Origin of the sequence: Acetobacterium paludosum (assembly GCF_008086595.1) — a bacterium.
GTDB classification, from domain to species: Bacteria; Bacillota; Clostridia; order Eubacteriales; family Eubacteriaceae; genus Acetobacterium; species Acetobacterium paludosum.
In genome coordinates, this window is the sequence record NZ_RXYA01000015.1 from 31,684 (window position 1) to 52,630 (window position 20,947).

Here is a 20,947-nt window from a genome sequence, read left to right on the forward strand (position 1 = left end):
GATTCTTAAAAAAATCCCTTAATGATTTTTCTTAACGATGACTGTAATAATATGAAAAAAAACATTTTTATTTTCGCGTAAAGGGATGGTTAGTGTATAATTAACATAACGAATAAATGGGGAATACAATATGCAGGAATTTTTATTATATATACAATCAAGAATAACAGTCAACAGTTTCATAGAAGTGGTTATCATCACCTTAATAGTATATAAGCTATTGCTGTGGATTAGAGGAACACAGGCAGAACAGGTATTTAAAGGCTTGATCCTGTTGCTTTTTTGTGCACCGCTCAGTTCATGGTTGGGATTTACAACTTTAAATTTAATTATCACAAGTGCATTTACGTGGGCTTTTATTTTGGTTGTGGTTGTATTTCAGCCTGAGTTTCGTTCCGCTTTGGAGCAACTGGGTAATAACCGACTATTCAAGGGATTGTTAAAAAAGCCATCGATGGATTTTTTAATTAAAGACGTTAATAAAGTGATTAAATCAGTTATGGCCCTGGCAGAAGAAAAGACAGGTGCGCTGATTGTCTTAGAGAAAAATACGGGCCTTAACAATATTGTGGAGACGGGCGTTGAACTGGATGCCGATATCAGCAGCGAGTTGCTTGAAAATATTTTCACCCCCAATCGCCCCTTGCATGATGGTGCTGTGATCCTTAAATTATGGTCCAGTCAAGTTCGAGCTGCCGGGTGTTTATTGCCACTTTCTGATAATCGGGCCCTTGGAAGTGAGCTTGGAACGAGGCATCGGGCAGGTTTGGGAATGACGGAAAAATCAGATGCGATTGTTGTTATTGTCTCTGAAGAAACGGGCTATATATCTTATGCTCTAAAAGGGACACTTTATCAGGATGTTATCCCGGATATGCTTAAACAGGTTATTTTAGAAAACTTTAGCGTAAAAGAAGAAGGCAATAACTACGGATGGTTTTATAAATTATGGGAGAAAAAAGATGGTAAATAAAAAGAAAATCCCGTTATATGAAAAACTCATTCGTCTTTTTATTGCAGTCGGGATTGCAATTACACTTTGGTTCATTGTTAATGGAAATTCAGATATGCTGATCACCCAGGAGTACAACAGCATACCGATAACACTCACAAATGTGGATACATTAACGGGAAAAAACTTGGTTCTAGCAGAAGATAAAAATTATTATCTTAATTTGCAGGTAAAAGGTACGGATAAAAATCTTAGAAACATCAGCATGAAAGATATAACAGCAGAGGCAGACTTAAGTGACATTGGTGAAAAAGGCACCTATGAGTTGGAAATTGCAGTAAAGGGTTTGCCGAATTCAGTGATCGTCACCAGTATGAATCCGACAACCCTTCAAATTCAGGTGGACAATATTATTAAAGAGGATCTGGACGTTGCGATTGTGCTGGAAGGAACTCCGGCAAATGATCTTTCGGTCATATCGGCAAAATCTACTGAAAAGGTTGAAGTGGAAGGCCCAGAAGATTCACTGGCGAGAATTGATAAAATAACGGGAACAGCCGATGTTAATGGCTTAACCAAGGATACAACGCAACACTTGACGGTTACAGCTTATGATGCTTCGGGAAATGCCATTGATGATGTGGATATATTACCAAATGTTGTTCCGGTGGAGATTGTTCTCGGAAAAACAAAATCCATTAGCATCAGTCCATCAATATCCGGAAATCCAGCCAGTGGCTATAGTGTTGCTGGCGTCCAGGTAGAACCTTCAAAGGTAGTGATTGGTGCAAAAGAAGATCTTCTCACTTCGATTGAGTCGATTCCGATGGATGCCATTGATGTATCCGAACAATCGAAAACATTTACCAAAGATGTTAATTTGACGCCGCCAACGGGATGTTATTTTTTAGATAACAGTGGTAAAGTGAAAGTAACCGTAAATATTGAAAGCTCAGTAGCAAAAAGTTTTACCTTGGATAAAGTAAATGTGACTAATTTAGGCGCAGGCCTGGTTGTTTCAAAAATTAAAGATTCAAAGGTCGTACTGAAATTGGAAGGAGCAAACAGCGTCATAAATAGTCAAAATGCCTCTCAGATGGATGCCTTTGTTGACTGCTCCAATCTCGGCCCGGGTGAATATGAATTACCAATTCAGACGAACTTATCGCAAGCTTTAGTAAAATCAATCACTCCGGCAAAAACGACGGTAACGATAGAATGATAAAAAAAGAGAATTGCAAAAAATTGCATTAAATTACATAGGGATCTTGCAATTGATATTAATTTAACATATAATAATCTGAAGTAGTTTTTTAAGAAAAGGGCTACTCACACCAAAACATTATTTTAAGGAGGAAATTAAACGTGAAAAGAGTTTATAATTTTTCAGCTGGACCATCATGTCTACCAGTAGAAGTGTTGCAAAAAGCTGCCGATGAAATGGTATCTTATGGGGATTCAGGAATGTCCGTGATGGAGATGAGCCATCGTTCATCTTATTTTAAGGATATTCTAGCAGAAGCTAAAAGTCTTTATAAAGAATTAATGAATGTTCCAGATAATTACGAAATTTTATTTTTGCAAGGCGGAGCTTCAACACAGTTTGCAATGGTTCCATTGAATCTTTTGTCTAAGAGCAATAAAGCTGATTTTATGGTTACCGGCAGCTGGGCAAAGAAGGCTTACCAAGAATCCGCTCGTTATGGAGAAGCAAAGGTTATTGCATCTTCCGAGGATAAAACCTTTTCCTATATACCAAAGGTTGATTCTAAAGATTTTACGCCAGATGCTGATTTCTTCCATATTTGTGTTAATAATACTATTTATGGATCACGGTTCAGACCGGATAATTTACCGGATACCGGAGATGTTCCATTAGTTGGGGATATGTCTTCAAATATATTATCAGAAGTATATGATGTGTCAAAATTTGGCTTGATTTATGCCGGGGCCCAAAAGAATATGGGACCAGCCGGGGTAACCGCCGTTATCATTCGAAAAGATTTAATCGGCCATGCCAAAGACATCACACCAACGATGCTTAATTATAAGATCCATGCGGATAACGATTCTTGTTACAATACACCACCATGCTATGGCATATATATCTGCAAACTCGTTTATGAATGGGTTAAAGCAAAGGGCGGCGTAGCAGCGATGGAAAAAATCAATAAAGAAAAAGCAAAAAAATTATATGATTTTATCGATAACAGTAAACTTTTCACAGCACCGGTTGTGCCGGAAGACCGTTCGATCATGAATGTAACTTTTGTTACCGGTTCTGACGAATTAGATGCGCTCTTCGTTAAAGAGAGTAAAAAAGCCGGGATGGAAAATTTAAAAGGCCATCGCAGCATTGGCGGGATGCGAGCAAGCATTTATAATGCAATGCCGATGGCAGGAATCGATACATTGATTGATTTCATGACGAAATTTGAAAAAGAAAATGCCTAGGCATTTTCGCTAAGAAAGGAAATAATACGTTGAACTATAAAGTACAGACACTCAATAATATTTCGAAAAAAGCGTTGAAAGCATTGAATGAAAAATATACAGTGCTGGATCAGCCAGAAAATCCAGATGCTATTTTATTAAGAAGTTTTAAAATGCATGATATGGATATTCCGGATAGTGTGAAATTTGTCGGACGAGCCGGAGCTGGAGTTAATAATATTCCCTTAGAAGAATGTTCAAAAAAAGGAATCGTTGTTTGCAACTCTCCGGGAGCCAATGCCAATGCCGTAAAAGAACTGGTCATTGCCGGGATGCTGATGTCTTCACGAAAAGTTGTAGATGGTATCGAATGGGCAAAGACCTTAGCCGATAAGGGTGAAGATGTACCAGCACTGGTCGAAAAAGGAAAAAGTACCTTTGCGGGTCCTGAATTATACGGTAAGAAATTAGGCGTTATCGGGTTAGGCGCCATTGGTGTTCTTGTTGCGAATATGGCTGTTGATTTTGGAATGAAGGTTTATGGATTTGATCCATTTATTTCCATTGACAATGCCTGGGGCTTGAGCCGAAAAGTAAAACGTTCGGTAAATAAAGAAGCCATTTTCAAAAATTGCGATTATATTACCCTGCATGTTCCTTATATGGAAGAAACAAAAGATTTTGTCAATGCTGATTTATTAAAAGATGCAAAGCCAGGGCTGAGATTACTTAACTTTGCTCGCGGCGGACTTGTGAATTATGATGCATTGGAAGAGGCGATTGAAGAAGGTATTGTTGACACCTATGTAGCTGATTTTCCTAATGAACGTCTTCTTAAAATGAAAAATGTCATCTGTATTCCTCATTTAGGGGCATCAACCCCTGAAAGTGAAGAAAATTGTGCAGATATGGCGATTAATTCAATGAAAGAATATTTGGAAAATGGGAACATTATTAATTCAGTCAATTATCCGGATTGCAGTATGGGTATTTGCGAATCAACCAACCGTCTTACAATCAATCATGCCAACATTCCCAACATGTTAGGACAAATCACAAAAGTTTTGGCAGATAATGATATTAATATTTCTGTTATGACCAATAAAAACAAGGGATCATGGGCTTATACCATGATGGACGTTGACAGTAATGTTGGGGAAAATGTGAAGACTGCTTTAAAAGGCATTGCGGGCGTTGCCCGAGTTCGGATTATTAAATAATCAAGATTATAAATAAAAACAATTAATAAAGAAGTGGCTTCAGACCAATGAAGACCACTTCTTTATTAAAAAAGCGGAGGAAAAAATGGCAACAATAAAACCTTTTAAAGCTGTTCGTCCTTTTCCGGAAAAGGCTCAGGACGTAGCAGCGCTTCCTTACGATGTCTATAATCGAAAAGAAGCAGCAGCTGCGGCGCGAGGGAAACTAGACTCTTTTTTAAGGGTCGATCGCCCAGAAACAACCTTGGATGATCGAATGAAAATGGATGATCCTTTTGTTTATGAAACGGCAAGAAAAAATTTGGATAAGCTTTTTTATCGAAAAGCATTGACCCAGGATAATAAGGATTGCCTTTATATTTATGAATTGATCATGGATGGAAGAAGCCAAGTTGGCTTGGTCGTTTGCACAGCCATTGATGAATACTTAAATAACACGATCAAGAAACATGAGTTAACCCGGGCTGATAAAGAAGAAGACCGGATCAAGCATGTGAATGCCTGCGATGCCAATACTGGCCCTATTTTTCTGACCTATCGAGGCGAAGATGCGATCAATGTTATCGTCGATAAATGGCGAAAAGAGAATGCTCCTGTTTATGATTTTGTTTCAGAAGATGGAATTATCCATCGCGCTTGGGTGATTGATGACGATTCGATGATTAATAGACTCGTCAAAAAATTCAAAAATGTGAAGAGTTTATACATCGCAGACGGGCATCATCGTTCAGCCTCGGCTGTAAAAGTTGGTTTAATGCGACGTGAAGCAAACCCGAATTATACTGGAGAAGAAGAATTCAATTATTTTCTTTCGGTTTTATTTCCGGATGAGCAGCTTTATATTATGGATTATAATCGGGTGGTGAAAGATTTAAATGGATTGAGCATCGAGGAGTTTCTAAATGCTCTTTCCGAAAAATTCGAAATTGAAGATCGTGGGTCAGAAGCAGTCAAACCCCAGCAAAAAGGAAGCTTTGGCCTTTACCTTGATAATAAATGGTATTTGTTGACGGTTAAAGAAGGTGTCTATGATTTGGCTGATCCGGTCAATTCATTGGATGTGGCAATCCTTCAAAATAATGTGCTCGTTCCAATTTTAGGAATTGGCGATATAAGGACAGATGAGCGGATTGATTTTGTCGGTGGGATTCGCGGCTTGAAAGAGCTGGAACGCCGTGTGAATGACGACATGACCCTGGCTTTTTCGATGTATCCAACATCCATTGAAGAGCTGATGAATATTGCCGATGCTGATTTGCTGATGCCGCCAAAATCAACATGGTTTGAGCCAAAATTAAGAAGTGGATTGTTTATCCATAAACTTTCTTAAATAGGGCGGTAAAAGATATTTATTTGTTGAAAAAATAGTTTGAGAGGTAGTACCTAATCGTACACCTCTTTTTTTATGCAAAATTTTATCCTACATATTGATTGTGCATTAAAGCGAAATATGATATCCTTTTCAGGTAAAGTGCGTTGGAAGATGAGGGCGACCCTGATTCAGACAACAAACAGCAATTAATAATTAATTAAAAAGCTATCGTACTGATGCCATGAGGGTTAGTCCCTATTGGAAAGGCGAGAGAATCATGTGTCATTACACACAAAACCACTATAGATAGTGGTTTAGGTGTTTGCGTGTTTTCCCTGTGCCCTTGCGGTGCAGGGATTTTTTTCGTGAAGGCAATGAACCAAACGAGTGTTTGTGCTCAATTGGCGAATGGCCACGGACCATAAGAAGTTCGCTAAACGTGTTTCTTATGGTGGCTTTTGAAGAGAAGGTGACTTGTCGAGAAGAAGGAGGAAACAATGGAAACAAGAATTGGTCTCATTGGGATCGTAGTGGAAAAAAAAGAGGCAGTCGGAAAATTAAACTGCATTCTTCATGACTATAGCGAATACATTGTCGGAAGAATGGGAATTCCATACCATCAGCGGAATGTGTCGGTGATCAGTCTAGTGATTGATGCATCAACAGATGTGATTAGCTCTCTGTCCGGTAAATTAGGAATGATCGATGGTGTCAGTATAAAAACAGTCTATTCAAAATTACCGAAAAACGAAGCAGCAGATGATAAAAATGAATAAGATTATAGAAAAGCTGGAAGAACAGCAAAACCTGGAAAGTGATGACCTAAAGTGGCTGTTGGAAAACAACACCGAAGAATTGCGACAGGAACTAGCGCAAAGAGCGCGACAGGTTTCGACCAAAACTTACAGTAATGATGTTTATACCCGGGGACTGATCGAATTTACCAATTATTGTAAAAATGACTGCTATTATTGTGGAATCAGAAGAAGTAATCAGGAAGCTCACCGATATCGCTTGACAGAAACAGAAATTTTAGCATGCTGTAAAATCGGATATGAATTAGGATTTCGGACATTTGTGCTGCAAGGCGGGGAAGACCCGGAGTTTACCGATGATCAAATGGTTGATATGATCCAAAAGATCAGAAAAGAATATCCTGATTGTGCAATCACGTTATCGATTGGCGAAAAATCAAAAGAAACTTACCAGGCCTTTTTCAAAGCAGGCGCGAATCGTTATTTGCTTCGTCATGAAACAGCTAATGAAGAGCATTATCGGAAGCTCCATCCTAAAGAGTTGAGTTTAGCCAATCGGAAAAGATGCTTAAAAGATCTTAAAGAGATCGGTTTTCAAGTTGGCACCGGATTCATGGTTGGATCTCCGCATCAAACAGTGGAAAATATTATTGAGGACTTAGCTTTCATTAAAGCATTAGATCCTGAGATGATCGGCATCGGTCCTTTCATACCCCATCAGCAGACACCTTACAAGGACGTAAAGCCCGGCACTTTAGAAGAGACGCTTTTACTTATTTCAATTCTCAGACTGATGCTGCCCAAAGCACTTATACCGGCAACGACCGCTTTGGGAACCATTAACCCGCAAGGTCGGGAATTTGGTATTTTGGCCGGAGCCAATGTCGTCATGCCTAATTTATCGCCGGTTGCGGTTAGAAAAGATTACAGTCTGTATGATAATAAAATTTGCACCGGTGATGAGGCCGCTGAATGCCGAGTCTGTTTAAGTGGAAGAATGAAATCGATTGGTTATGAAATCGTTAATAATCGTGGCGATTATCCTAATAAAACAGAATAAAGAGGAGAAAAAATGTATAACGTAAAATCAAGCAAAGCTGAAGAATTTATTGATGATCAGGAAGTTTTGGAGACAATAGCCTATGCTGAAGAAAATAAAAGAAATGAAGCTTTAATCAGCGGTATTATCGACCGTGCCTATGATTTCAAAGGCGTCAGTCATCGCGAGGCAGCAGTCTTATTAGCCTGTGAACTTGAGGATCAAAACAAACGGATGGTGACGCTGGCACAAGATATTAAGAAAAATTTCTATGGAAACCGCATTGTTATGTTTGCCCCTTTATATTTATCAAACTATTGCATAAACGGGTGCGTTTATTGCCCTTATCATCATAAAAATAAAACCATCACACGTAAAAAATTATCCCAGGAAGAAATAAAAAGGGAAGTTATCGCACTTCAGGATATGGGTCACAAGCGTTTAGCTATTGAAGCTGGAGAAGATCCAAAGAACAATCCTCTGGAATACATACTCGAAAGTATTAATACAATTTACGGTGTTCATCATAAGAATGGCGATATTCGCCGAGTTAATGTCAATATCGCGGCGACAACCGTGGAAGACTATCATCAGCTTAAAGAAGCAGGTATTGGCACCTATATCCTTTTCCAGGAAACCTATCACAAAAAAAATTACGAAGAACTTCATCCAACTGGTCCTAAACATAATTACGCTTGGCATACCGAAGCCATGGATCGCGCCATGGAAGGCGGAATTGATGATGTCGGGATTGGCGTTCTCTTTGGACTTAACATGTATCGCTATGATTTTGTGTCAATGTTGATGCACGCCGAGCATCTGGAAGCATACAAGGGTGTTGGACCGCACACCATCAGCGTTCCCAGAATCTGTCCAGCAGATGATATTGATACCGCTGATTTCTCCAATGCTATTTCGGATGAAATATTTGAGAAAATTGTGACTATTATTCGGATTGCGGTACCTTATACCGGAATGATCATATCAACACGAGAATCCAAGGCCGTTCGGGAAAAAGTCCTAAAATTGGGCGTTTCTCAAATCAGTGGAGCTTCCTGCACCAGTGTCGGCGGTTACGATGTACCGGAACCGGAAGATCAAAATTCAGCTCAATTTGATGTCAGTGACAGCAGAACACTGGATGAAATTGTCAACTGGCTGTTAGACATGGGCCATATACCCAGTTTTTGTACCGCTTGTTACCGAGAGGGACGAACCGGAGACCGTTTCATGAAACTGGTAAAATCCGGACAGATTGCCAATTGCTGTCAGCCCAATGCCATTATGACATTGAAGGAATATTTGGAGGACTACGCTTCTCCTGACACAAAAGCAAAGGGTGAAATAACGATTCAGAGAGAGCTCGCATCGATTCCGAATGATAAAGTTCGTGGTATTGCATCTGCTCATTTAACGGAGTTGAATGAAGGAAAACGAGACTTCCGTTTCTAATTAGATCCTAACGGCACACAAAATTCAAGGTCAGTTATTCATTCTGGTTGTATGTAGGTCATTACTGCTTGCATACAATTAGATGAATAACTGGCCTTATGTTGATTTGGGGTGAATTGTGAAGTGGCTTTATTTCTGAATGCAGGCGATTACCAATATTTCAAGTTGAAGAAGTGTGAAGCCTTACTGATAGTTTAGAAGACAATACACAGTGGTGACTGCTAAGATCAGAGGAGCGGTGAAAACAATCGTGAAATAGACTCTTTTATTTTTATTGTCTTGCTGCGATTATGATAGCGTTCTTTGTCATAATAGGTACATTGTTTAATATCGTTAACAAATATATTTTTAAGTTGAGTCGCGACTTTTCGGTCATAAATAAAAGCATTGGTTTCAAAGTTGAGCCTGAAACTGCGAATATCAAAATTACAGGAACCGACAGAACAGACAGCGTCATCCACGACAATGGTTTTGGCATGTAAAAATCCGTTTTCATAAATGAAAATTTTAGCTCCGTATTCAATCAGTTCACCTACATAGGCAAGGGTGGCCCAATAGATAAAGATATGGTCAGGTTTGTTGGGAATCATAATGCGCACATCGATGCCTGACAATAAAGCTATTTTCAAGGCCTCGAGAATACTTTCATCTGGTACAAAATAGGGGGACTGGATGAGAATATAGCTTTCTGCATTAGTGATCATTCTTAAAAACCCTTGTTTGATCTGCTGGTTGACTTTATCAGGTCCACTGGATACAATCTGGATTCCGACGCCGGATTTTTGGGGAATCAGAGGAAAATAGGCACTGAGCTTTTCATCGTCAATGAGCAATTCTTCACAGGAGCTTGCCCGCCAATCCAAAAGAAAACGAAGCTGCAGTTCATAGGCAGCAGAGCCGGTTATTTTTAGATGGGTATCCCGCCAATATCCCATTTTGGAGTTAAGGCCCAAATATTCATTCCCGACATTGAAACCACCGACGAAACCGGTGTTCCCATCAATGACCACAATTTTTCGATGATCACGATAATTGATTTGCAGATTGAGCATTTTAAATAGCGACGGGAAAAATGCCCCGATTTGTCCACCGGCAGATTTAAAAGCTTCGATGATTGAATGAGGGAGATATCGGCCGCCCATCGCATCAAAAAGAAGTCGCACTTCGACACCTTCTAATGCTTTACGTGTCAGAATTTCTATCATTCTCAAGGCAAGGGAGTCGTTTTTAATAATATAATATTCGACATGGATGGAGCAAGTGGCTAATTCCATGGCATGAAATAACGCCTCGAATTTTTTGTGCCCATCGGTAAAAATCTCGACATCATTATTGTTTGTGTAGAGTGACTGACTGACACGTAAATGAAACTCAATGGAATGTTGATACTTTTCAATCGGACTTTCAGGATTAATAGAAATAATTTCTGAAAGTAAATCATGCTGCTGCCGTAGCAAATGATGATATCGAATGTTTTCAGGGGTATTATACCTGAAAATTTTTCGCTTAGTCAGATTCTGTGAAAAAAATAGGTAGAATAGGAATCCTATAATCGGAAACATCCATAAAAATAGTAGCCACGCATAGGTGCTTTGTGGATTCTTTCGTTCTAAAAAGATAATGGTAAAGGTTAGTGAAATATTAATAACAAAAATAGGTAAATAAATAATTGCTGATAAACCAAAAGACATCAGGAAACCTCCCTAAATATAATGGTTAACATTATAACATAAATTTAAGATTATCGCAGGGTTTAGAGATCATGAGAGGTAAATTATTAGGATCGGTGGTTTTTCAGGTTACGGATCGTTTGATAGAGGCAATGCAATCGAACGGTATTTTTCTATGGTATGGATTTCACTTGACATTTTCGCGAATCTAATCTTATAATAGATGAAGTCTCAGGTTTGTGGTTGAAAGTCGAAGCCAGATGCAGGCGAAGCGATCCACGTAAGACAATTCAATAGCGAATTGTTGATCATGGTGCATCTTAGAAGTAAGTCCAGCCGGCGAATGCCGAGAGGAGGAGTTGTGATGCTAACACTGAGCTAAACTTCCTGCTGGCGAGTGTGGGGGAAAAGACCAGGTCAACTGAGACAAAATCTTTTTGTTAAATGAATGAAAGCGTATTCTTTGATGATATTTTGTGACAAGAATTTGACACAAATGATTTTGACTAAAGGGGATATAATTAGGTATAATAAGAATAGAATTCGTATACCACGATATGGTGTCGTATTGACGAATTAGATTGACCTTTTGAAAGGAGTTGTCGTTATGAGATTTACAATTTACGGGAAAAATATGCATGTATCAGAAGGTTTAAAAGAAACATTAAAGAAAAAATTCGAAAAATTTGATCGTTACTTTGGACAAGATACAGAAGTGTATGCAACATTTAGCAAGGAAAAAAATTATCAAATGTTAGAGGTTACTATTCCAGTTGGGAAAACAATTTTGAGAGCTGAAGAAAGATCCGAGGATATGGTCACTTCCATAGAGAATGCTGTTAATAAACTGGAAGGTCAACTCAGAAAACATAAAACAAAATTACAAAAACGAAATCAGGACGAAGCGGTAAAACTTAATTTTGAAGAAATTGAATCCCTTGAAGAAGAGGATGTATTTCAAGCAAAAGTTGTGCGAACGAAAAAATTTGCAGTGAAACCAATGACTGTGGATGAAGCCACATTACAGATGGAGTTGATTGGTCATGACTTTTTTGTATTTCTAAATGGAGATACCGATGATGTTAATGTGGTTTATATGCGTAAAGATGGGAATTACGGTTTAATCGAGCCCACTTTCTAAAGCTTTCTTAAGAAAAAAATTGAAATTAATGATGGGCACCCCTTGAAAAGTTGTTTTAAGGGGTGCTTTTGATGATGTTAATTTAAAAATAGAAAATTATTTTCGAATTTGGGCATAAAGTTTTGACAGAACTTTTCTTTTGCTTTAAAATAGACCTATGCGTATAACAGGGTTTGTTTATTTCATTAAAAAAAGCAGATGAAGTATACCTAATAATATAATAGAAAGAATTATGAATAAATAGTGGGGTTGAAACAAATATGTTAATACTTATTGCAATTATCTTAGGCTTTTTAATTGGAAAAATTCGAAGAGGAAGTCTCCATGGTTTTAAGGTAAGAAAAATTTCTTTATTACCGGTAGGAATTTTAGGGCTGGTGTTACAAATTGCTCTACGGTTTTATATCTACACGGGTGGAATTCCAGTCATTGAACCGTATCTGGAAATTGTAAATTTTGCGAGTTATATACTGATTCTAGTGATGCTTGTCTTTAATTTAGACGATTTTTGGGTCATCCTTATGGCGATGGGTGTAACTGCTAATTTTGTGGTCATTTTTATTAATGGCGGACACATGCCGGTTTCTCAAGGTGTGATTGATCTCTTACCAACAGCTTTTGGTCAGCAGATTACGCAGGGGTTAAGTCCAATCTATTCATTAATCCAACCCAATACGCTATTATGGTTTTTGGGAATTAATCTTCCGTTACCAGTGCCCTATGTGCCGATGGTCATGAGTCTTTACGGAACAGTTGCAGGTGTCAGCGCTGGAACAATTGTAGCATTGCTAGGGCTGGTAGGCTTTATTCAGTATGTTATGAATAAAAAAGTATCCTTCATTCATGATGAGAGCATGGAAAATGCCGATGATGAAGGAATATTCGGCGATGACGAAAAAGATATTGAAGGCGTTACCCTGCAGGATAGTCAAGAGGATACGGATATTGAAGATTTTTACCGGGATATGGCAGCGACCGGTGCTATTCACGGGGATCGTGATGAAAATGAAACGATGGTCCTTCCAAATGAAGCGATTGCCAGTGCGGATCAAACGATGGTCCTGCCAAATGAAGCGATCGCCAGTCCAGATGAAACGATGGTGCTTCCAGTTGGCGATTTTGAAACAGGTATTGTTCCAGCCCAATTAAGTGAAATCGAGTCAGAGATTGGAACTGAAACCGAAGAAATTATTGTGAATGACGAAATGACTCAGGAAACACGAATCATGGATGTTATTGATGATGGCAGCACAAAGGTAATCAGTAATATACAAGAAGTCGGCACTTACGTTTCCGGTAAAGACGATAATGAATTAGAAGCAGCTGATATGGAAGAGATTCTCAACAGCGAAGATGCTGGATTTTTCACAAAGAAGTATTATGAAGAAAAACTAGCTGTTGAAAAAGAACGACTAGAACTTCAAATGCGGGAAATGGAATTAAACCGGACGGCTCAATCACTCCATGATCCATTAACTTCACCGCAATCAGTTCCGGGATCAGATTTAAGAATTGTTGAGAGTTTTAAGCTGACCGAATTGGATCAACCATTTTTATTACGCAGTGAAAAAAATGAAGACCAAAGTATCGTTATGAGTAAAGGTGCGGAGGAAGAAGAATTTTCTGAAGATGAAATGCTCAGTGTTTGGCAGCGGCTCAATATCGAGGATGAAAAACGCAAAGCTCAGCGACGAAAGCAGTCCATTAAAGAAAGCAACAAGGAAACGGAAAGCTTATTAGTTCCAGCCCATGATGAGGAAATGGCTATCCCCTTCAAGGAGATTGAAGAGGTAACAGAGCCTGTCGTGGGAAAAGTTTATAAAAGTTCGGAAGAGGACAAAAAAAAACTCTTGGCAAATATGAATGATGAACAACGAAGAACTTTTCAAGAAACGATTGAAGAACGAAAAAAAGCGGGATATGAGTTAGTTGAATTGAAATTAGATGGCAAAGATGTTGCGTTTTGGCGAAAGAAAAAGTAATAATTGAACATTTATAAATAAACGATGGGGACTGTATATAAAAAAATACAGTCCCTTTTTAAATTTTATAAAGTATCATTTAAGGGAGTATGTTATAATGAAGATTAGTATATTGTTAAAATATATGATTATTTGACAGAAAAGTTAAGAAGGAGAGAATAGATTGGGAATTTTAGACCAGATATTTGATAGTAACAGAAAAGAATTAAAACGCATGCAAAAAAAAGTGGATCAGATCGTAGCACTTGAGAGTCATTATGCGGCGATGAGTGATGATGAATTAAAGGGACAAACCCTGATACTCAGAGAACGTCTTTCCCAGGGAGAAGACCTGGATGATTTGTTGGTAGAAGCTTTTGCAACGGTCCGTGAAGCCGGAGACAGAGTACTGGGGATGAAGCATTTTCCGGTACAGCTGCTTGGCGGAATGGCATTGCATGAGGGAAACATTGCAGAAATGAAAACTGGGGAAGGAAAAACCCTGGTGTCAACATTGCCAGCCTACCTTAATGCATTGAATGGACATGGGGTATATATCGTTACCGTCAATGATTACCTCGCCAAACGAGATAGCGAGTGGATGGGAAAACTTCATGAATATTTAGGCCTGAGAGTCGGTCTTGTTGTTCATGGGTTGTCATTCCAGGAAAAAAACGATGCTTATTCCTGTGATATTGTGTATGGAACCAATAATGAATTTGGGTTTGATTATCTGCGGGATAATATGGCGGGCACTAAAGTTCAGCAGGTTCAACGGGAATTAAACTATGCCATTATCGATGAAGTCGACAGTGTTTTAGTCGATGAAGCGAGAACACCGCTTATTATCTCCGGCAGTGGCGATAAAAGTACAAAGTTATATGCTTTAGCCAATAGCTTTGTAAAAACCCTAAAAGAAGATGACTACATCAAAGATGAAAAGGCAAAATCAGTTATGTTATCGGATGAGGGAATTGTCAAGGCAGAAACATATTTCAATCTGACAAATTTAGCCGATATGGAAAATATGGAAATCGCTCATAATCTTAACCAGGCGCTTCATGCCAACACATTAATGTCAAAGGATAAAGATTATGTGATAAAAGATGGCGAAATCATTATCGTTGACGAATTTACCGGACGATTAATGCCGGGGCGCCGCTATTCCAACGGTTTGCACCAAGCCATTGAAGCAAAGGAAAACGTAAAAGTTAATCGGGAATCAAAAACACTGGCGACCGTAACGTTCCAAAATTACTTCAGAATGTTCAAAAAGCTTTCCGGTATGACCGGGACGGCCAAAACAGAAGAAGATGAGTTCCAGACGATTTACAACCTCAATGTTATCACCATTCCTACGAATAAACCATTGATTAGACGGGATCTGAATGATCTGATCTATAAAAGCGAAAAAGGAAAATTCCTGGCCGTTACGGAAGATGTCAAGAAACGTCATGCAACCGGACAGCCGATTCTAATTGGTACAATTTCAATTGAAAAATCCGAGCTGCTCAGCGGTTACCTGAAGCGATCAGGGATCAAGCACAATGTGCTTAATGCAAAACATCTTGAAAAAGAAGCCGAAATTGTTGCCAACGCCGGACAAATGAACGCGGTGACGATTTCCACCAACATGGCTGGACGTGGAACGGATATTGTCCTGGGAGACGGGGTTACAGATGTCGGTGGGTTGCATATTCTCGGAACGGAACGTCATGAAAGTCGCCGAATTGATAATCAGCTTCGCGGCCGTGCTGGACGTCAAGGCGATCCCGGATCATCACAATTCTTTGTATCATTAGAAGATGATCTAATGCGTGTTTTTGGATCTGAAAAAATTCAGGGTATGATTGAAACGCTGGGAATGGATGAAGAAACGCCCATCGAAAATAAAATGCTGACCAGAGGAATTGAAAATTCGCAGAAACGGGTGGAGGGACGCAACTTCGACATCAGAAAACATGTGCTTCAATACGATAATGTTATGAACCGTCAGCGAGAAATTATTTATCAACAACGTCAAGAAGTTATTGATGGAAAAGATATGGAAAACGAAATCTGGAGTATGACAGAAACCCTGATTAGTGCCTATGTCAATTCATTCACCAGCGAAGGCGAATATTATGATGACTGGGATTTGGAAGGATTAACTAAGCATCTTGAGACAAATGTACTTCCAAAAGACCGCCTGGTACTTCCTGAAAAACCGGAAAACCGGGAAGTATTGGTAGCAGCAATTCTGGCAGAATGCCGAAAAGTTTTAGACGAAAAGAAGGAACTTTTAGGGCTCGAACAGCTTCAGAATATTGAACGCATGATTCTTCTTCGCAGTGTTGATGCCGCCTGGATGGAACATATTGATAATATGGATCAGCTTAAACAGGGAATTGGTCTTCGAGCATATGGACAAAGAGATCCCGTCAAAGAATATACAAAAGAAGGATTTGATCTTTTTGATGACATGGTCTTGAGAATTCAAGAAGATACAGTCAAATATCTCTTTAATTTAAATATCAAAGTAGTTCCGGCTGAAGAAACAAACAAATCAGTTGATTTCAGTCAGATGAAAACAAATGAAAATGAAATTGAAGGAAAACCGGTTGGACCAGCCACTTCGCATAATAAGGTGGGACGTAACGATCTCTGCCCTTGCGGAAGTGGAAAAAAATATAAAAAATGCTGCGGCGCTTAAGGGTATTGTTTAGCTGGTAATCAATGAGTATAAAACAGGAAGGAAGTGATCGTTGTGATCGATTTGTATGAAGAAAAACAAATCATTAATGCAATGGAAATTAAACTAAAAGAATTGGGGGATTCCCTTTGACTTAGCCAAACTGGTTGGTCAAATAGAAGAACTGCAAAAGAAAACAGAAAGCGCTGATTTTTGGAATGATCAAAAAAGCGCTCAAATTGTTCTAAAGGAATTAAAATTAATAAAGCTGAAAGTTGATCAGTACAACGCCCTTGCGGAGTCGCTGGATGACGTTCTTGTCATGCTTGAATTGGTGGAAGAAGGGGAGCAATTGGAAGGGTTTGCAGAAGCCATCAATGAGCTTAGTGAAAAATTAGATCGCTTTCGCGTTGAGACCCTTCTTTCCGGAGAATATGACAGCAATAATGCGATAATTTCCCTTCATCCGGGAGCAGGTGGAACGGAGTCCCAGGATTGGGCGGAAATGTTACTGCGGATGTATACCCGTTGGGCAGAAAAAAAAGGGTATAAAGTAAAAACCCTGGATCTTCAACCTGGTGATGTGGCTGGAATAAAAAGCGTTACTCTGCTGATTGAAGGGGTGAACGCATACGGCTATTTAAAAACAGAGCGTGGGGTGCATCGACTGGTGCGAATTTCTCCCTTTGATTCATCCGGTCGTCGGCATACATCCTTTGCATCGTTGGATGTTTCCCCTGAGGTGGATGAAACTGTTGAAATAGAAATATTGCCTGATGATATCCGGATTGATACTTTTCGAGCCAGTGGGGCCGGTGGACAACATATCAATAAAACGGATTCAGCAATACGAATTACCCATCTTAAAACTGGAATTGTGGTTCAATGTCAAAATGAGCGATCCCAGCATCAGAATAAGGAAGTGGCCATGGGAATGTTAAAAGGTAAGCTTGTGGAAATTTTGGAACAGGAAAAAATGGATCGGCTTGAGGATATTAAAGGGGATTACAGTCAAATTGCCTGGGGTAGCCAAATTCGTTCTTATGTGTTTCATCCCTATACGATGGTTAAGGATCATCGAACAAATGTGGAGATCGGAAATGTAGCAAGTGTTATGGATGGTGAGCTGGATAGTTTTATGAATGCTTATCTCAATACAATGGTTGTTTGAGACAACCGGGTAGCGTCGATTTTGTAAACATGAAGAATTTTGGAGGGGAAAATGGCAAAAACCTATCAAGAAATAAATGAGAAAATCGCAAAAGGCGAAGCTGTCGTAGTAACGGCAGAAGAAGTAATTGATATTGTAAAAAAACGGGGCGTTAAAGAAGCGGCAGATTATGTGGATGTCGTGACCACGGCTACCTTTGGTCCCATGTGTTCCTCCGGGGCATTCCTTAATTTCGGCCATTCTGATCCACCCATTCGGATGGCTGAGATTACCTTAAATGGAGTCGTGGCAAGCGGCGGTTTAGCTGCAGTCGATACTTATTTAGGCGCCACTCAGCCATCTAATGACAGAGGAATAGAATATGGCGGAGCTCATGTTATCAATGATTTGATTGCCGGGAAAGAGGTGCATTTAGTAGCGAAATCCCCGGGAACCGACTGCTATCCCCGAAAAGAAATCGATACCTGGGTGACCCTGGCTGATTTAAATGAAGCTTATTTATTTAATCCCAGAAACTGTTATCAGAATTACAATGCGGCCATCAATACATCCAGCAAACGAATCTACACTTATATGGGGATTTTGCAACCGAACATGGGGAATATCACCTACAGTACCGCTGGAGAATTAAGTCCACTCCTTAATGACCCGTTATTAAAAACAATCGGTATGGGTACCCGGATTTTTCTGGGCGGCGCTCAGGGATATGTCTCCTGGATGGGTACTCAATTTAATACCGCCTGCGAAAGGGATGAAAAAGGATATCCGACGACACCAGGAGCGACACTAGCCTTGATCGGCAATATGAAGGAGATGAATCCTGCATATATCCGAGGAGCGGTGTATGAAAAATATGGTACGTCGATGTTTGTCGGCGTTGGGATTCCGATTCCAATATTAAATGAAGAAATGATGTCCTTCGTGTCGGTTGAAAATAAAGACCTCCACACCAATGTTCTCGACTATAGTGTTTCTAAAGGTGGGCATCCGACTCTGAAAAAAGTGAGTTATGCTGAACTCAGAAGCGGGTCGGTGGACATTAATGGAAAAATTATAAAAACATCACCCATGTCGAGTTTGAAAGTAGCAAGAGAAATTGCTTTAGAGCTCAATCATTGGATCAAAAAGGGCAAATTTTTCCTTCAAGAACCGATTCAGACATTCCCCATAGGGAATGCCTTAAAAGGTCTTGAAATAAAAGAAGGAGAATCGCGATGATCACAAAAAAAATATTGCTATCCTTTCCTAAAGTGGCCACAGGCAAGCCGATGGCGATGGAATTAATAAAAACCTATAATCTTGATTTTAGCATTCTTAAAGCGCTGATTGATGATAATATCAAAGGAACGCTTCTGCTGGAGATTAGAGGCGAGGCGAACGACCTTAATGCCGGAATCGTTTTTCTTCGGGAAAACCAAATTGGGGTAAAAGAAGTCCAGTCGATGGTGGTTGTCGATGAAAAAAAATGTATTTCGTGTGGTGCCTGTACAGCTGTTTGTGCAGTCAATGCCCTTGAGATGGATGAAAACTGGTCATTGATTCACCATGAAGATAAATGTCTTGAATGCATGCTATGCGTGAAAGCTTGTCCAATGCGGGCGATTCATGCGGTCATGTGATCAGATGGCATATGAAGAACGAACCTATCGAAATCAAATGAAATCCGAGGACCTGGAATATTTCCAGGTCCTCGAATTCGAATCCGACCTTTTTATCGGCATTGATGGAAAAGTAAATCAACCGATGTTATCTCAACTTGTTTTAAAAGAGGTTCAACAGCTTCGAAAAGCCATTTTCGATTATAACATCACGCATCCGAATTTTATCGAATCGCTGATACCGCTTAAGGCGGATAGATTGGCTGTTCCGATTGTTGCAGATATGTTGATGGCCGGAATTATGACCGGTGTTGGCCCAATGGCGGCAGTTGCAGGTGCGGTATCAAAATATGTCGGGAAACGATTGGAACCCTATTCTAAAGAAATTATTGTGGAAAATGGGGGGGATCTTTTAATCAAGACAAGTAAGATACGCCGGATCGCTATTCATACCGGAAATTCTCAGTTTCAGGATCTTAGTTTAAAAATAAAACCGCGCGAAAAGGCTTTGGGGATTTGCACCTCTTCAGGGATGATGGGGCATTCCCTAAGTTTTGGAAAGGCTGATGCTGTCACGGTTCTCAGTGAAAATATCCCATTGGCGGATGCGGCAGCGACGGCTCTTTGCAATCGCATAAAGAAACCGGAAGATGTGGTCAAAGGGATTGAATGGGCAAACAAAATTCCCGGGATACTCGGAGTGCTTATTCTCATTGAGGATCAGCTTGGGGCCTGGGGAGAAATTGAATTGTGCTAATAATAAATTTAAAAAGATTTAAAAATGATCTTTAATTCAGTTGTATCATTAAGAATCATTTTTTTTGAATTAATAAAATTATCTGTTTAAAAGCATAACCAAACTTGCTTGACAATCTGTCCAATTTCATTTATTATGATTACATACTTATGATGTATGAAATGGAGTGTTAATATGAGAATATCAGCAAAAGGGCGGTATGCGCTGGCTGCAACAACGAACATGGCTCAATGTTATAATAAAAATGAATACGTGACTCTGATAAGTATTTCAGACAAACTTGGTATCTCAAAAATATATTTGGAACAGGTTTTTTCTTTGCTTAAACGGGGAGGAATCGTAACCTCTGTAAAAGGTTCTCATGGCGGTTATCAATTAGCGCGCGTTCCTTATCGAATTACTGTTTTAGAAATACTGTCTGCGGTTGAAACGTCTCTTTTTGAAAATACCGAAGAATCTATCGTGAAAAATGCGCCTGAAATAGAGGCAGCGATGAAAAACACAGTTTATGATCCATTGGACAGTGCGATCAAATCCACGTTGGCAGAGATTACCTTAACCGATCTCGTATCAGAAGCAGAAAGAAACAGTTCAGATCAAGGATTCATGTTTTATATTTAAAAGATCCAGTGCTTGACAAAGATTGAATTGAAGTGTATCATTCATAAAAACAATTGAATATTTACCTATCCAGAGAGGTGGAGGGACAGGCCCTATGAAACCCGGCAACCAGCGCAAGCATGGTGCCAATACCAGCGAATTTCTGAAAGTTCGCAATGATGGGGTTTAATGAAAATCATTAGCCTCGTCGCATA

The 20,947-nt window shown here is 39.4% G+C and carries 17 protein-coding genes and 1 riboswitch; of the genes, 16 read left to right on the top strand and 1 reads right to left on the bottom strand.

Annotation, left to right across the window (positions count from 1 at the left end; genetic code table 11):
* The first annotated feature begins 130 nt into the window (after positions 1–130).
* From cdaA to hydG, 8 genes are all read left to right on the top strand, one after another.
* A complete protein-coding gene (gene cdaA / locus FZC41_RS14490) occupies positions 131–973 on the top strand; it encodes a diadenylate cyclase CdaA (RefSeq protein ID WP_148568160.1) in 843 nt (280 codons plus the stop codon).
* On the top strand, positions 963–2,174 hold the full coding sequence (locus FZC41_RS14495) for a CdaR family protein (protein WP_148568161.1): 1,212 nt from the start codon (positions 963–965) through the stop codon (positions 2,172–2,174). Before cdaA ends, FZC41_RS14495 begins: the two co-directional genes overlap by 11 nt.
* 143 nt (positions 2,175–2,317) lie before the next feature.
* Positions 2,318–3,406, top strand: coding sequence for a 3-phosphoserine/phosphohydroxythreonine transaminase (gene serC, locus FZC41_RS14500; RefSeq protein ID WP_148568162.1), 1,089 nt, complete (start codon positions 2,318–2,320; stop codon positions 3,404–3,406).
* A 29-nt stretch (positions 3,407–3,435) separates the two neighbouring features.
* Positions 3,436–4,605 (top strand): phosphoglycerate dehydrogenase, encoded by a 1,170-nt coding sequence (locus tag FZC41_RS14505; protein WP_148568163.1) that lies wholly within the window; start codon positions 3,436–3,438, stop codon positions 4,603–4,605.
* Positions 4,606–4,690: 85 nt separating this feature from the next.
* A complete protein-coding gene (locus FZC41_RS14510) occupies positions 4,691–5,935 on the top strand; it encodes a DUF1015 domain-containing protein (RefSeq protein ID WP_148568164.1) in 1,245 nt (414 codons plus the stop codon).
* 479 nt (positions 5,936–6,414) lie between these two features.
* Entirely contained in the window at positions 6,415–6,693 is a 279-nt protein-coding gene (locus FZC41_RS14515; protein WP_148568165.1) for a TM1266 family iron-only hydrogenase system putative regulator, read from the top strand.
* Positions 6,686–7,732 (top strand): [FeFe] hydrogenase H-cluster radical SAM maturase HydE, encoded by a 1,047-nt coding sequence (hydE, locus tag FZC41_RS14520; protein ID WP_148568166.1) that lies wholly within the window; start codon positions 6,686–6,688, stop codon positions 7,730–7,732. The genes FZC41_RS14515 and hydE overlap by 8 nt, the downstream gene beginning before the upstream one ends.
* A 12-nt stretch (positions 7,733–7,744) precedes the next feature.
* Complete coding sequence (hydG, locus tag FZC41_RS14525; RefSeq protein WP_148568167.1) at positions 7,745–9,163, top strand: [FeFe] hydrogenase H-cluster radical SAM maturase HydG; 1,419 nt, start codon at positions 7,745–7,747, stop codon at positions 9,161–9,163.
* A 227-nt stretch (positions 9,164–9,390) separates the two neighbouring features.
* Here hydG and cls read toward each other — a convergent pair whose 3' ends face one another.
* Positions 9,391–10,854, bottom strand: a complete 1,464-nt coding sequence (gene cls / locus FZC41_RS14530) for a cardiolipin synthase (protein WP_148568168.1) — start codon at positions 10,852–10,854, stop codon at positions 9,391–9,393.
* Positions 10,855–11,440: 586 nt separating this feature from the next.
* Between cls and hpf the strand changes: the two genes are divergently transcribed.
* The 8 genes from hpf to FZC41_RS14570 all read left to right on the top strand — a co-directional run bounded on the left by hpf (position 11,441) and on the right by FZC41_RS14570 (position 20,753).
* The gene (gene hpf, locus FZC41_RS14535; protein WP_148568169.1) at positions 11,441–11,974 is read left to right on the top strand and encodes a ribosome hibernation-promoting factor, HPF/YfiA family; all 534 of its coding nucleotides are present in this window, start codon (positions 11,441–11,443) and stop codon (positions 11,972–11,974) included.
* 260 nt (positions 11,975–12,234) lie between these two features.
* Positions 12,235–13,956 carry a DUF5317 domain-containing protein gene (locus FZC41_RS14540; protein WP_148568170.1) on the top strand — a complete coding sequence of 574 codons (1,722 nt, stop codon included), beginning with the start codon at positions 12,235–12,237 and terminating at the stop codon, positions 13,954–13,956.
* 163 nt (positions 13,957–14,119) lie between these two features.
* Positions 14,120–16,627, top strand: a complete 2,508-nt coding sequence (gene secA, locus FZC41_RS14545; RefSeq protein ID WP_148568171.1) for a preprotein translocase subunit SecA — start codon at positions 14,120–14,122, stop codon at positions 16,625–16,627.
* 54 nt (positions 16,628–16,681) lie between these two features.
* A protein-coding gene (prfB, locus tag FZC41_RS14550) for a peptide chain release factor 2 (RefSeq protein ID WP_243136732.1) occupies positions 16,682–17,777 on the top strand; the annotation gives its coding sequence in 2 pieces (ribosomal slippage) (positions 16,682–16,756 and positions 16,758–17,777; 1,095 coding nt in all).
* 51 nt (positions 17,778–17,828) lie between these two features.
* Positions 17,829–18,995 carry a homocysteine biosynthesis protein gene (locus FZC41_RS14555; protein WP_148568173.1) on the top strand — a complete coding sequence of 389 codons (1,167 nt, stop codon included), beginning with the start codon at positions 17,829–17,831 and terminating at the stop codon, positions 18,993–18,995.
* Entirely contained in the window at positions 18,992–19,396 is a 405-nt protein-coding gene (locus FZC41_RS14560) for an NIL domain-containing protein (RefSeq protein ID WP_148568174.1), read from the top strand. Before FZC41_RS14555 ends, FZC41_RS14560 begins: the two co-directional genes overlap by 4 nt.
* Positions 19,397–19,400: 4 nt before the next feature.
* A complete protein-coding gene (locus FZC41_RS14565; protein WP_148568175.1) occupies positions 19,401–20,132 on the top strand; it encodes a UPF0280 family protein in 732 nt (243 codons plus the stop codon).
* A 174-nt stretch (positions 20,133–20,306) separates the two neighbouring features.
* On the top strand, positions 20,307–20,753 hold the full coding sequence (locus FZC41_RS14570) for an RrF2 family transcriptional regulator (protein ID WP_148568176.1): 447 nt from the start codon (positions 20,307–20,309) through the stop codon (positions 20,751–20,753).
* 62 nt (positions 20,754–20,815) lie between these two features.
* A riboswitch (SAM riboswitch) is annotated at positions 20,816–20,918 on the top strand.
* Positions 20,919–20,947: the final 29 nt, after the last annotated feature.